Source organism: Streptomyces musisoli (assembly GCF_016741855.1).
Taxonomy (GTDB): Bacteria; Actinomycetota; Actinomycetes; order Streptomycetales; family Streptomycetaceae; genus Streptomyces; species Streptomyces musisoli.
The window spans coordinates 156,377-170,147 of the sequence record NZ_JAERRH010000001.1; the positions used below are offsets into that span (position 1 = coordinate 156,377).

General features: G+C 74.1%; 12 protein-coding genes. 7 read left to right on the plus strand and 5 right to left on the minus strand.

The window, feature by feature from the left end; genetic code table 11:
• Positions 1-164 precede the first annotated feature (164 nt).
• The 7 genes from JK361_RS00495 (at position 165) to JK361_RS00525 (ending at position 7,571) form a co-directional block, all read left to right on the plus strand.
• A complete protein-coding gene (locus tag JK361_RS00495; protein WP_201813579.1) occupies positions 165-1,325 on the plus strand; it encodes an NAD(P)/FAD-dependent oxidoreductase in 1,161 nt (386 codons plus the stop codon).
• A complete protein-coding gene (locus JK361_RS00500; RefSeq protein WP_201813580.1) occupies positions 1,322-1,624 on the plus strand; it encodes a (2Fe-2S)-binding protein in 303 nt (100 codons plus the stop codon). Before JK361_RS00495 ends, JK361_RS00500 begins: the two co-directional genes overlap by 4 nt.
• Positions 1,617-3,245, plus strand: coding sequence for an NAD(P)/FAD-dependent oxidoreductase (locus JK361_RS00505; protein WP_236052291.1), 1,629 nt, complete (start codon positions 1,617-1,619; stop codon positions 3,243-3,245). Before JK361_RS00500 ends, JK361_RS00505 begins: the two co-directional genes overlap by 8 nt.
• A 78-nt stretch (positions 3,246-3,323) precedes the next feature.
• Entirely contained in the window at positions 3,324-4,220 is an 897-nt protein-coding gene (locus tag JK361_RS00510) for a dihydrodipicolinate synthase family protein (RefSeq protein WP_201813581.1), read from the plus strand.
• 11 nt (positions 4,221-4,231) lie between these two features.
• On the plus strand, positions 4,232-5,233 hold the full coding sequence (locus JK361_RS00515; RefSeq protein ID WP_201813582.1) for a proline racemase family protein: 1,002 nt from the start codon (positions 4,232-4,234) through the stop codon (positions 5,231-5,233).
• A gap of 13 nt (positions 5,234-5,246) precedes the next feature.
• A complete protein-coding gene (locus tag JK361_RS00520; RefSeq protein ID WP_201813583.1) occupies positions 5,247-5,939 on the plus strand; it encodes a GntR family transcriptional regulator in 693 nt (230 codons plus the stop codon).
• Positions 5,940-6,140: 201 nt separating this feature from the next.
• Complete coding sequence (locus tag JK361_RS00525; RefSeq protein ID WP_201813584.1) at positions 6,141-7,571, plus strand: amino acid permease; 1,431 nt, start codon at positions 6,141-6,143, stop codon at positions 7,569-7,571.
• A 90-nt stretch (positions 7,572-7,661) separates the two neighbouring features.
• Here the strand turns inward: JK361_RS00525 and JK361_RS00530 are convergent, their stop codons facing one another.
• From JK361_RS00530 to JK361_RS00550, 5 genes are all read right to left on the minus strand, one after another.
• Positions 7,662-8,906 carry a sensor histidine kinase gene (locus JK361_RS00530; RefSeq protein WP_201813585.1) on the minus strand — a complete coding sequence of 415 codons (1,245 nt, stop codon included), beginning with the start codon at positions 8,904-8,906 and terminating at the stop codon, positions 7,662-7,664.
• A complete protein-coding gene (locus JK361_RS00535) occupies positions 8,903-10,693 on the minus strand; it encodes a sodium/solute symporter (RefSeq protein ID WP_307787100.1) in 1,791 nt (596 codons plus the stop codon). The genes JK361_RS00530 and JK361_RS00535 overlap by 4 nt, the downstream gene beginning before the upstream one ends.
• A gap of 52 nt (positions 10,694-10,745) precedes the next feature.
• Positions 10,746-11,108 carry a hypothetical protein gene (locus JK361_RS40875; protein WP_236052292.1) on the minus strand — a complete coding sequence of 121 codons (363 nt, stop codon included), beginning with the start codon at positions 11,106-11,108 and terminating at the stop codon, positions 10,746-10,748.
• Positions 11,109-11,859: 751 nt separating this feature from the next.
• Positions 11,860-12,381 carry an NUDIX domain-containing protein gene (locus JK361_RS00545; RefSeq protein ID WP_201813586.1) on the minus strand — a complete coding sequence of 174 codons (522 nt, stop codon included), beginning with the start codon at positions 12,379-12,381 and terminating at the stop codon, positions 11,860-11,862.
• Positions 12,378-13,643, minus strand: coding sequence for a helix-turn-helix domain-containing protein (locus JK361_RS00550; RefSeq protein WP_201813587.1), 1,266 nt, complete (start codon positions 13,641-13,643; stop codon positions 12,378-12,380). The genes JK361_RS00545 and JK361_RS00550 overlap by 4 nt, the downstream gene beginning before the upstream one ends.
• Positions 13,644-13,771: the final 128 nt, after the last annotated feature.

Here is a 13,771-nt window from a genome sequence, read left to right on the forward strand (position 1 = left end):
TGGAGTGTCGATCCGGCTCCGTGTGACGTCAAGGGGGCGTCCACGCCTGGGACTCCGGGCGCGGCGGCGGGGGCGGCCGAGGGGAGCGAGGGGGCGCGCGACGGGGCTCTCGGGGTGCCGCGTGGGGTCTCCTCAGCGAGAGCAACATGTGACATAGTACTGGCGTGGCGAAGCGACTGACCTGCGATGCCGTGGTCGTCGGAGCCGGGATGGTGGGCGCGGCCTGTGCGCTGTACGCCGCCCGGGCCGGTCTCGACGTGAGGGTGGTGGACCGGGGTCCGGTGGCCGGCGGCACCACCGGTGCGGGCGAGGGCAACCTGCTCGTCTCCGACAAGGAACCGGGCCCGGAACTGGAACTGGCCCTGCTGTCGGCTCGGTTGTGGGCCGAACTGGCCGAGGAACCGGGCACCGCGATGGAGTACGAACCCAAGGGCGGCCTCGTGGTCGCCTCGACCCCCGGCGCCTTGGCCGCGCTGCGGGACTTCACCGCGGGCCAGCGCACGGCCGGTGTCACCGCCGTACCGGTCGGGGCGGACCGGCTGCGGGAACTGGAACCGCACTTGGCGCCCGGCATGGCGGGCGGTGTGCACTACCCGCAGGACGCCCAGGTGATGCCCGCGCTCGCCGCCGCCCGGCTGCTCCGGGCCTCCGGCGCCCGGACGCACCTGGGCCACACCGTGACCGGCGTGCTGCGCACGGCGGACGGCACGGTGTACGGCGTGCGCACCGACCGGGGCGACATCCACGCACCGGCGGTGGTGAACGCGGCCGGCACCTGGGGCGGCGAACTCGCGGCGCTGGCCGGCGTCCGGCTGCCGGTGCTCCCCCGGCGCGGCTTCGTGCTGGTCACCGAGCCGTTGCCGCGGATGATCCGGCACAAGGTGTACGCCGCCGACTATGTGGCCGACGTCGCCAGCGACTCGGCCGCCCTGCGCACCTCGCCGGTCGTGGAGGGCACGGCCGCGGGACCGGTGCTCATCGGCGCCACCCGGGAACGGGTGGGCTTCGACCGCTCGCTGTCCCTGCCCGCCGTACGGGCGCTCGCCGCCGGGGCGATCGCACTGTTCCCGTTCCTGGAGCGGATCCGCGCGCTGCGCACGTACGCGGGCTTCCGGCCGTATCTCCCCGACCACCTGCCGGCGATCGGCCCCGACCCGCGGGCGCCCGGCCTGTTCCACGCCTGCGGGCACGAGGGTGCCGGCATCGGACTCGCCCCCGGAACCGGCCGGTTGATCGCGCAGGCCCTCACCGGCGGGGCGCCGGAGCTGGATCCCGTGCCGTTCCGGCCGGAGCGGTTCGACACCGATGGAGGCGACGCCCGGTGAATCCCCTGGAGTTGACCCGGGCCCGGCCGGGCCCGGCCCGCACCGTCACCTTCGACGGACGGCCCCTCGAAGCGCTGCCGGGCCAGACCGTCGCGGCGGCGCTGTGGGCGGCGGGCGTGACGTCCTGGCGCAGCACGCGGGACACCGGCCGCCCCCGCGGGGTGTTCTGCGGGATCGGGGTGTGCTTCGACTGCCTGGTGACCGTCAACGACCGCCCCAATCAACGAGCCTGCCTGGTGCCGGTGCACCCCGGCGATGTGATCCGCAGCCAGCGGGGGACGGGCCGGGACGATGGCTGAGCGACCGCGTCTCGCCGTCGTCGGGGCGGGCCCGGCCGGCCTCGCCGCGGCCCTGACGGCGGCCGCACGGGGCGTCCAGGTCGTCCTCGTCGACGCCGCCGACCAGGCCGGCGGACAGTTCTACCGGCAGCCCGCCGCCGCCCTCGGCGCCCGCCGGCCCCGGGCGCTGCACCACCAGTGGCGCACCTGGGAACGGCTGCGGGCCGGCCTCGAACGGCACCGCGAGGCCGGCCGGATCACCGCGCTGACCGACCATCATGTGTGGTGCGTGGCACGGGATCCGGCCTCCGGGGCGTTCGGTGTGCACGCCCTGCGCGGACCGGCGCAGGACGAGGGCACCGTCGTCCGGGCCGACGCCGTGCTGCTCGCCACCGGCGGGTACGAGCGTGTGCTGCCCTTCCCGGGCTGGACCCTGCCCGGCGTCGTCACGGCGGGCGGCGCGCAGGCCATGCTCAAGGGCGGCCTGGTGCTGCCCGGACGGACGGCCGTGGTCGCCGGGACCGGTCCGCTGCTGCTGCCGGTGGCCACCGGGCTCGCCGCGGCGGGCGCCCGGGTCGCCGCGCTCGTCGAGTCCGCCGGTCCCGCGGCGCTGCTGCGCCGGGCACCCGCCCTGGCGGCCCAGCCGGGCAAACTCGCCGAGGGCGCCGGGTACGCGGCCCGGTTGCTGCGGCACGGGGTACGCGTCCTGCCCCGGTCCGCGGTCGTGGCGGCGCACGGCACCGGCCGGCTGGACGCGGTCACGGTGGCCGCGCTCGACCGGGACGGCACCCTCCGGCCCGGCGGCACCCGCCGGATCCGCTGCGACACCCTCGCCGTGGGCCACGGCATGCTGCCGCACACCGACCTCGCCGAGACCCTCGGCTGCACCCTGTCCGGCACCTCCGTACGGGTCGACGCCGAGCAGCGCACCGACGTGCCGGGGGTCTGGGCCGCCGGCGAGGCCACCGGTGTCGGCGGCGCGGCGCTCGCACTCGCCGAGGGGCACATCGCCGGTGGCTCGGCCGCGGCCCGGCTGCACGGCACCGCCACCGACCCGCGCCGCTGGGCCGCCGCCGCCCGGGCCAGGACCCGGCTGCGCGAGTTCGCCACCGCCCTCGACGCGGTGTACGCGCCGCCGGCCGGCTGGGCGGACCGGGTCCCGGACGACACGGTGGTGTGCCGCTGCGAGGAGGTCACCGCCGGGGAGGTGCGCGGCGCCGTGGAGCTGCTCGGCGCCGGCGACCTGCGCACCGTGAAACTGCTCTCCCGGGCCGGGATGGGCTGGTGCCAGGGCCGGATGTGCGCGCCGGCGGTCGCGGGCCTGACCGGCTGCCCGCTCACCGCCGGCCGCAGACCGCTCGCCCGCCCGGTACCGCTCGGCGTCCTGGCCGGCCTGCCGGACACGAACGCCGGCCTCCCGGACACGGACCCCGGCCTGCCGGACACGGACCCCGGCCTGCCGGTGACGGACACCGGCCGTGCGATGGCGGACGCCGGTCATCCGGTGACGGACACCGGCCTGCCGTCGGCGGACGCCGGCCCGCCGGAAACCGGAGTGGACCGGCCGGACACGGACGGGGACCGGCTGGGCCCGGACACGAAGCGGCCGGGAGCGGATCCCGTGCCGCCGGAAACGGACTGAGTCCCGCCGCCCCTTCCACCCTCCCCATCTGCACTCAACTCAGTAATATGTCACACCCCACTGAATGAGGGATCGCCCATGACGCACCCCGAGAACCGTCCCTGGCGTGGCATCCTCGTCGCCACCGCCCTCCCGCTCCGCGAAGACCTCTCCGTCGACCACGACCGCTACGCCGAGCACTGCGCCTGGCTCGTCACGAACGGCTGCGACGGCGTCGTACCGAACGGCTCCCTCGGCGAGTACCAGGTGCTCACCCCCGAGGAGCGCGCCCGGGTGGTGGAGACCGCCGTGGCCGCGGTCGGGGGTGAGCGGGTGATGCCGGGCGTCGCCGCGTACGGGTCCGCCGAGGCCCGCCGCTGGGCCGAGCAGGCGGCCGAGGCCGGCTGCGCGTCGGTGATGCTGCTGCCGCCCAACGCCTACCGCGCCGACGAGCGGTCCGTCCTCGCCCACTACACCGAGGTCGCGAAGGCGGGCCTGCCGGTCGTCGCGTACAACAACCCGATCGACACCAAGGTCGACCTGGTCCCCGAACTCCTCGCCCGGCTGCACGGCGAGGGCCTCGTGCAGGCCGTCAAGGAGTTCTCCGGCGACGTCCGCCGCGCCTACCGCATCGCCGAACTCGCCCCGGAGCTGGACCTGTTGATCGGGGCCGACGACGTACTGCTGGAGCTGGCGGCGGCCGGCGCCAAGGGCTGGGTGGCCGGCTACCCCAACGCGCTGCCCCGCGCCTCGGCAGAGCTGTACCGGGCCGCGACCGCCGGCGACCTCGGCACCGCGCTCCCCCTGTACCGGCGGCTGCACCCGCTGCTGCGCTGGGACTCGAAGGTGGAGTTCGTCCAGGCGATCAAGCTCTCCATGGACGTCGTCGGGCGGTACGGCGGCCCGGTGCGCCCGCCCCGCGTACCGTTGCTGCCCGAGCAGGCGGCCGCGGTCCGCGCGGCCACCGAGAAGGCCGTCGCCGCGGGTCTCGCGTAAGGAGCCGGACCATGCGCAGCAAGCTCGTCCTGCACGCCGTCGACTCGCACACCGAGGGCATGCCGACCCGCGTGGTCACCGGCGGGATCGGCACCCTCCCCGGCGCGACGATGAACGAGCGCCGGCTGCACTTCCGGGACCACCGCGACCACATCAAGCGCCTGCTGATGAACGAGCCGCGCGGCCACGCCGCCATGAGCGGCGCGATCCTCCAGCCGCCGACCCGCCCGGACTGCGACTGGGGTGTCGTCTACATCGAGGTCTCCGGCTGTCTGCCGATGTGCGGGCACGGCACCATCGGGGTGGCGACGGTGCTGGTCGAGACCGGGATGGTGGAGGTGGTGGAGCCGGTGACCGCCATCCGGCTCGACACCCCGGCGGGCGTGGTGGTCGCCGAGGTGGCGGTGGAGAACGGCGCCGCACGGAACGTGACGCTGAGGAACGTCCCCTCGTTCGCCGTCGCCCTGGACCGCAAGCTCGCCCTGCCCGACGGCCGCACGGTCACCTACGACCTCGCCTACGGCGGCAACTTCTACGCGATCCTCCCGCTCGACGCCTTCGGGCTGCCCTTCGACCGCGCCCGCAAGGACGACATCCTGGCGGCGGGCCTGTCACTGATGCGCGCGATCAACGAGCAGGAGGAGCCGGTGCATCCGGAGGACCCGTCGATCCGCGGCTGCCACCACGTCCACCTCCACGCGCCCGGCGCGACGGCCCGGCACTCCCGCCACGCGATGGTCATCCACCCGGGCTGGTTCGACCGCTCCCCGTGCGGCACGGGTACCAGCGCGCGCATGGCGCAACTGCACGCGCGCGGCGAACTCCCGTTGCACACCGAGTTCGTGAACGAGTCCTTCATCGGCACCCGCTTCACCGGGCGGCTGCTGGGGACGACGGAGGTCGCGGGGGTGCCGGCCGTGCTGCCCAGTTTCACCGGCCGGGCGTGGATCACCGGGACCGCGCAGTATCTGCTGGACCCGGCCGATCCGTTCCCGGAAGGGTTCGTCCTCTAGACTCACCCCGGTGATGCGTGACATGGCACAGAACACGCCCGGGGCGGAGACGCCCGCACTCCCCCGGCTCGGCGGCCGGCGGAGCAGCTACCGCGAGCGGGTGGCCGACGCCCTGCGCGCCGCACTGATCGCCGGCGAGCTGCGGCCGGGCGAGGTGTACTCGGCGCCCTCGCTGGCCACCCGGTTCGGCGTCTCGGCGACGCCGGTGCGCGAGGCGATGCTCGACCTCGCCAAGGAGGGGCTGGTCGACACCGTGCCCAACAAGGGCTTCCGGGTCACCGCCGTCTCCGACCGGCAGCTGGACGAGTACACGCACATCCGGGCGCTCGTCGAGATCCCCACCGTGGTGGCCCTGGCCCGCACGGCCGACCGTGTCTCGCTGGAGGCGCTGCGCCCGGCGGCCCGGGAGATCGTCACCGCCGCGGCGGCGGGCGACCTGATCGCCTACGTGGAGGCCGACACCCGCTTCCACCTCGGCCTGCTCGCCCTGGCGGGCAACACCCACCTGGTCGAGGTCGTGGCCGACCTGCGGGGGCGCTCCCGTCTGTACGGGCTCACCGCGCTGGTGGAGGCGGGCCGGCTGCTCGCGTCCGCCGAGGAGCACCTGGAGCTGCTGGACGCCCTGCTGGAGCGCGACGAGAAGGCCGTGCACGAGATCATGACCCGGCATCTGGGGCATGTGCGCAGCCTGTGGGCGGCGGACTGACCGGCTCCCGCGCCCCGGCGCCCCCCGGAGGACAGCGCCGGACATCTGGCGGTACGAAGGCCGTGCCGCGACGTTTTTTGCACGCTCGGGCGTCCCGTACGAAACAACGAGCGGCGATTTTGTGTCAGATCGACGCATCCCCGACCATGGGGCCGTCCCGGCGATCCCGGGCACGTCAGTTCCATGAGAGGCGCACCACCCATGCACAGCACCGGGACCGTCCCGCAGCCGGCTCCGGCCCCCGCGGAGATCTCCGCGGAGACCCCCACGGCTCCCGTCGAGGACCCGGACGGCAACGCCGGCCGGCATGCCCGCCGGTTCGGCCTGCCCGTCGCCACCGCGCTGGTCATGGGCAACATCATCGGCGGCGGCATCTTCCTGCTGCCCGCCTCCATCGCCCCCTACGGCACCGTCAGTCTGGTCGCGTTCGGGGTGCTGACCGTCGGCGCCATCGCGCTGGCCCTGGTCTTCGGCCGGCTCGCCGCCCGCGACCCCCGTACCGGCGGTCCCTACGTCTACGCCCGCGAGGCGTTCGGCGACTTCGCGGGCTTCCTGGCGGCCTGGTCGTACTGGATCACCACCTGGGTGTCGAACGCCGCGCTCGCCGTCGCCGCGGTCGGCTACCTCGACGTGCTGATCCCGGTGAACGGTCACCGCTGGACCGCCTGCCTGGCCGCGCTGGCCCTCCAGTGGCTGCCCGCGCTCGCCAACTTCGCCGGCACCCGTTACGTGGGCGCCGTCCAGCTGGTCTCCACGGTGCTGAAGTTCGTGCCGCTGCTGCTCGTCGCGGTCGGCGGCCTGTTCTTCTTCGACCCGGACCGGCTCGGGCCGTTCAACACCAGTGGTCACGGCGCGGTCGGCGCGGTGTCCGCGTCGGCCGCCCTGCTGCTCTTCTCCTACCTCGGGGTGGAGTCCGCCGCCGTCAGCGCGGGCGAGGTCGAGAACGCCCGGCGCAACGTGGGCCGCGCCACCGTCATCGGCACCGCGGGCGCCGCGCTGGTGTACCTGCTGGGCACGCTGTCCGTGTTCGGCACGGTCGCGCACGACCGCCTGGTGACCTCCACCGCGCCGTTCTCGGACGCCGTGAACACGATGTTCGGCGGCAGCTGGGGCGGTACGGCGGTGGCGCTCGCCGCTCTGGTGTCGATGACCGGCTGCCTCAACGGCTGGACCCTGCTCAGCGCCCAGACGCCGTACGCGGCGGCCCGTGACGGTCTCTTCCCGAGCGCCTTCACGCGCCGCCGGCGGGGTGTGCCCACGGTCGGGGTCGGCGTGACGGTCGTGCTCGCCTCGCTGCTCACCGTGTACAACTACCTGTCCGGCTCGGGCAGGGTCTTCGAGGTCCTGGTCCTGGTCACCACGTTCACCGCGACCGTGCCGTACCTGCTGGCCACCGCCGCGCAGATCTTCCACCTCGTGGCGGGCCGGTCCGAGGCGGTCGACCGGGGGCGGCTGGTGCGCGACGGCGTGATCACCGCGGTGGCCGCCGCCTTCTCGGTCTGGCTGATGGCGGGCGCCGGCTACGCGGCGGTCTACCAGGGCGTGCTGTTCCTGTTCGTCGGGATCCTCGTCTACGCGGTGATGGCGGCGCGACGGCAGCGCACACAGCCGTCACCGGTCGAGGCGCGATAAACCCGGCGTCCGCGGCCGTCACGGGGGGACTCAGCCGCCCGGTGACCGAGTCGTCACCGGCGGGACTCAGCAGCCCGGCGGACCGAGCCGTCACCGGTCGTCGGGACGCCATGGCTCGTCGGGCCCCCGCGCCGCGGTGCGCGGGGGCCCGCTGTGCACTCCGGTGCGGTACTTGGGGACCCGGATGGTGATCTTCATCCCGGCTCCGACGCCGGTCTCGATCACCAGCCCGTGGTCGTCCCCGTAGACCTGCCGCAGCCGCTCGTCCACGTTGCGCAGCCCGATACCCGCCGTGGAGCCGCCTTCGCCGTTCAGGATCCGGCGGAGCCGTTCCGGCTCCATGCCGACTCCGTTGTCCTCGATGACGATGCGGGCCGTCGCCCCCTCGTCCTGTGCGGCGATGGTGATCCGGCTGCGCTCGACGCTCTCCTCGAGACCGTGTTTGACCGCGTTCTCCACCAGGGGCTGAAGGCACAGGAAGGGAACTGCCACGGGCAGCACCTCGGGGGCGATCCGCAGGGTCACCTCCAGCCGCTGTCCGAACCGCGCGCGCACCAGCTCCAGGAACTGCTCGATCGAGCGCAGCTCCTCGGCCAGGGTGGTGAACTCGCCGTGGCGGCGGAACGAGTAGCGGGCGAAGTCGGCGAACTCCAGCAGGAGCTCCCGGGCCCGCTCGGGGTCGGTGCGGACGAACGAGGCGATCGCCGCGAGGGAGTTGTAGACGAAGTGGGGGGAGATCTGCGCGCGCAGCGCCCGGATCTCCGCCTCGACCAGTCCCGTGCGGGTCCGGTCGAGATCGGCGAGTTCCAGCTGGACGGAGACCCAGCGGGCGACCTCCTCGGCGGCCCGGACCGCGGGCGCCGGCTCCCCGGCACCGAGGACGACGAGGGCACCGAGCACGCGCTGGTCGACGGTGAGCGGGGCGGCGGTGCCCCAGCGCACGGGACACCCCGGGTCCGGGCAGCCTACGGCGAACGTCTGTGTGCGGCCGGTGGCCAGCACCTGGCGGACCCGGTCGAGGGCCGGCTCCTCGTGGTGCCGGCCCGGCCCGTCCCAGGCCAGCAGCCGGTCCCCGGCGGTGAGCCCGAGCGCGGCCGTGCCGAACAGCGGCCGGAGCCGTCGTACCGCCTTGCGGGCCGCGTCGCCGGTCAGTCCGGCGCGCAGCGGGGGCGCCGCCAGGGAGGCGGTGTGCAGCGTGCGGAAGGTGGCGCGTTCCACGGGGGTGCCCGGCTCCGTGCCGTCCCGGCCGGACCGACGGGCCAGCAGGCGTCCCGTGGCGAGCCCGGCGGCGAACAGCAGGGGCGCGCCGGCGGCGACGAGGGCGAGGCCGTTCACGGGCGGCTCCGGTGGGCCGCGGGCCGGCGGTCCGTCATGCGCTCGTCACTCCTCGGCGTGGCGGGCGCACCCCGGCCCGCCGGGCGTTCGGGCAGGTGGAGGCGGGCCATGACCGCCTCGGTGCCGGCCGGTATCCGGTCGCGGGTGGCCAGGGACACCAGGATCATGGTCAGGAAACCGAGCGGTACCGACCACACGGCCGGCCAGGCCAGCAGGGTGTGCGCCCAGCCGTCGGCCAGGGGTCCGGCGATGGTCAGGGCGACCGCGGTGAGGGCGCTGCCCCCGCCGGCGAGGAGTCCCGCGACCGCGCCGGGTGCCGTGAGCCCGCGCCACCAGATGCCGAGCACGAGCAGCGGGCAGAAGGACGAGGCGGCCACCGCGAAGGCGAGCCCCACCGCGTTGGCGACGGGGAGGTTGCCGGCGGCCAGGCTCACCGTGACGGGCACGGCGACCGCCGGCAGCGTCGCCGGCCGGAAGTGGCGGACGCCGAGCGAGGGCAGCACGTCCTGGCTGAGCACGCCCGCCACGGAGAGGGTGAGCCCGGAGGCGGTGGACAGGAAGGCGGCACAGGCGCCGGCGGCGATCAGCGCGCCGAGGAGGTCGCCGCCGACGCCTCCGACGAGACGTTCCGGCAGCACGAGGACGGCGGCGTCCGTGTTGCCGGTGAGCAGCAGGTCGGGCGCGTAGAGCCGGCCGAGGAGACCGTAGAGGGGCGGCAGCAGGTAGAAGCCGCCGACCAGGGCGAGCACGATCACGGTGGTGCGCCGGGCGGCGCGGCCGTCGGGGTTGGTGTAGAAGCGGACGAGGACGTGGGGCAGCCCCATGGTGCCGAGGAAGGTGGCGCATATCAGCCCGTACGTCGTGTACAGCGGGTGATCGTCCTTGCCTCCGGACAGCGGTGCCGCCCAGCTGGAGGCGCCGCCGCGCCGGCCGTCGCCGCTCTCGCGTTCGGGCACCGGGGCCCCGGGCGGGAACCGGAACGTCGTCCCGGCCCGGATCTCGTGCACTCCGGGTTGCAGCACCAGGGGGCCGCCGTTGTGGGCCCTGCCGTCCACGGCGCCGGTCACCACGGTCCGCAGCGGCGCGTCCAGCCTGACGCGCACGGTGCTCTCGACGGTGACCTGCGTGTGCCGGCGGAAGGCCGGCGGCTCGTCCACGGCCCGGGCGGGGTGCGGGTCGCCGTGCCAGGCGATGACCAGGAAGACCGCGGGCACGAGGAGCGCGGTGAGCTTCAGGCAGTACTGGAACGCCTGGACGAAGGTGATGCTGCGCATGCCGCCGGCGGCCACGGCCAGGGTGACGACCGCGGCGACGAGTACGCCGCCGAGCCAGCGCGGTGCCCCGGTGACCAGTCCGAGGGTGAGTCCCGCGCCCTGGAGCTGGGGCAGCAGGTAGAGCCATCCGACACCGACGACGAGCACGCCGGCGACGCGCCGGGCGGCCTTGGACTCCAGCCGGGACTCGGCGAAGTCGGGCAGGGTGTAGGCCCCGGAACGGCGCAGCGGGGCGGCGACGAACACGAGCAGGACGAGATAGCCGGCGGCGTAGCCGACGGGGAACCAGAGCATCTCGACGCCCTGTGCGGCGACGAGTCCGGCGATGCCGAGGAAGGAGGCGGCCGAGAGGTACTCGCCGCTGACGGCCATGGCGTTGAGGTACGGCGGGACGGTACGGGAGGCGACGTAGAAGTCGGACGTGGTGCGGGAGATGCGCAGCCCCGTCGAGCCGATCACCAAGGTGGCGACGATCGCCGCCGACACGGCCACGATGCCGTAGGTCTGGTTCACCCGGCGGCCCCCGGTCCGCGGCCGGGTCCGGGCGGTCGAACACCGTTCACCGTCAGGGCCTTTCGAGGTCCACGGTGTCCCGTTCATTGCGTTCGGCGCCTACGACGTACCACCGGCCGAGGACGACCAGTGCGGGGTAGACGGCGACACCGAGAACGGCCCAGACGATCAGGGCACTGCCCGGCCGGACCCGTGGGTCCGGCAGAGCGGTGAAGGCGAGGGGGAGCAGTCCGAGCACCCCCACGAGCAGGGCGAACACGGTCGTGCCGAGCCGGAGCTGACGGCGCATCAGTGAGCGGAGGGCGAGGGAGTCGACGGGCTCCGCCGCGTACACCCGGGCGGGGCGGGCGGGCCCGTGGGGCGCGCGGGGAGCCCCCGTGACCACTTCACGTCGGGGAGTCCCAGGTACACCCATGCCGCGTCCTCCGACCCGCGAAGATCACACTTCGCAGTGGAGTGTACGCACCGGGAAACAAAAGGGACAGCTTCCGGTCAGCGGCCGTTGCCCCCACTGCCGGCCGCGGCCCGCGCGATGAGCGGATCGCGCGCGAAAGGCCGTGCCGGATCACTCCGACACGGCCTCCGACCCGCGTTGTCCGCCGAGTCGGGACGACAGGATTCGAACCCGCGCCCCCTTGACCCCCAGTCACCCGCCGCCGGTCCGGAACCGGACGGATTCCCCCGGAACGGTGCGTCTACGTCCGTCCCCGTCCTGGCGCCGTCCGGATCCGTACGCCCTCGGCCGCTCCTAGCGCGTTCCCTAGCCGATGGCCTAGCGCAGTCCTGGCGACGGTCCGCCGCCTGACCGCTCTCGGTCGTGCACACCTGCACGTCGGTGGGTGCCCCTGATCCGCGCCAGGGGCGAGAAGGCCGGGCCGCCAGAGGTTCTGTGGCGCGCGGGACGCCATGCTGCCGCCCCTCTCTCGTCCCTCGGGAGGGTTGCCACCGAGGACCGTTCCGCTTGTCCGTCGACGGCCGGGGGCCTTCACCTCTCGGTTCACAACCGCCAGCGGCACGGGCATCCGTTCTACGGCTGATCTTTCTCGGTCGGGATCATCTACAGCAACCCACAGCTGTCCCGGGAGGGGTCTACACCCATCGGGCCGCGCATGAAGAGCGCGACGGCCGCACCCGGGGCGATGGGTGCGGGGGATGCCGCGCGCCGGTCACATGACGGGGGCGCCGTCTCGGAGGTACAGCGGACGTCCCGCTTCCAGTGCCTTCAGGGCCTGCTCGAACCGACGTCGCATCCGGTCCCGGAGTCGGTCGGCGGCGTCGGCCGGCTTGACGAAGGCGGCCTCCGATAGCTCTTCGTCGCGTGGACGCAGCCGGTCGGCCTGGTCCTGGTCGAGCGTGCCGCCGTCGAAGATGAATGCGATCTGGTCGTCCCAGGGGCCGTGTGGGGCGACCCAGTCCACGACCAGCAGCCCGAGCAGGGTGACGTGCAGGCCGAGTTCCTCGATCAGCTCCCGTCGTACCGCGTCCTCCGGCGGCTCGTTGGCTTCCGCCATCCCGCCGGGGAGGTCCCAGCCGGGTTTGTAGGTGGGGTTCACCAGCAGCAGCCGCCCGTCCGGGTCCCTCAGCAGCACATCGGCCGCCACGCGCTTGCGGGCCTGCCTGGCGTTGCCCTCCGCAAGGTAGGCGTTCCAGGCGTCGGTGTCGGCGGGGTCGGGTGCAGTGCGCCTCATGCGGTGGTGCCTCCCGGGTGCGGCGGGATCAGATCGGCCAGCAGGAGCATTCTGGCGCGGCGTGCATCATCGAACCGCGCCAGGTACTCCCTCACAAGCGCGTACCCCCGGTGCGGCTCCAGCAGCCGGCGCAACCCGTCGAGCTGCAGCACGACACGGACCGAACCCAGGGTCGGGCTGGTGCTGAGCAGGTCGTGTCCGACGTGCACCGCGGCGTCGAGGTCGCCCCGGCGCACGTGGATGTCGACCAGGGTGATCCGGCTGAGGGCCAGCGACCGCGCCCGCCCCGCCTCCCGCAGGGCGACGGCCTGTTCGGCGTGCGTGAGGGCTTGGTCGTACTGTTCCAGGTCGCGCATGATCAGTGCCGCCTCACCGGCCATGGCGGCGGCGTCGAACGGGCTCAGCCACGGATGATCAGCAGCCGCTGCCGCGTCGAGATCGCCGTGTGCGGCCTCCAGAGCGCGGGCCGCCGGGGTGCGCTGGGCTGCGCCCGCCAGGGCCCGCGCCTGCATCGTGTGCAGCCGTGCCGTCAGCGCCGGAATCCGGGGGCCCTGCGCCGCCAGGTCGAGCCCGGTCCGCGCCCATCCCACGGCCCCGGCCGCGTCCCCGGTCTCCCGGGCAAGGTGGCTGCTGCTCGCGGCGACGTGGGCGGCCAACGGCATGTCACCGGAGGTTCGGGCGAGGGGGAGCGCGCGGGCGAAGTGCTGCGCGGCACGGTGGTCGTGCCCGGAGTCGTGGGCCATCCATCCGGCCATCTCGGTCAGCGCGGCTGCTGCGGCGAACACCTGCGGGCCGCTACCGAGGTCGACCAGCCGGGGAGCCACCCGGTCCGACAGGTGCCGGACGACGGCCCCGTACAGCCGGCCGCCGCCGGTCTGCCGGTCAGCGCTGCGGAAGTGGTCCATGGCCACCAGGTCATCCCCGTCCGGCGGCGGATGGTCCGCCCGCTGATGCTCCGCGGTTCCCGGCGCGGGCTCCCACGACCGGCGGGCCAGCCCCAAAAGATGACCGGGGATGTGGAAGGCGTCGGCGATCTGCTCGAACAGGGTCAGTTTCTCTACCCGGCTCTTGCCGTTCATGTAGTCGTACAGACGCCCCTGCGTGATGTCGACGGCCGCAGCGATCCGCCGCGTACTGATACCGCGCGCATTGAACATCCGGAACACCGCGCCCATGTCCCTCTCGGCGCACGCCCTGATCAGGCGTTCATCCCCGAGGAGACCGGCGACGACCTCACGCGGGTCCGGTGACAGACGGTACATCTACAACTCCCCCGAGTAGCGAATGGAACCGATGCTAAGGCCAACGCCCGTGCCCTGACTCCATGTTGGAGTCACCTTCTGGAGTCTCCCCGTCCCCTTCCGCGGGCGTTGACTACCTATCAGCCGCC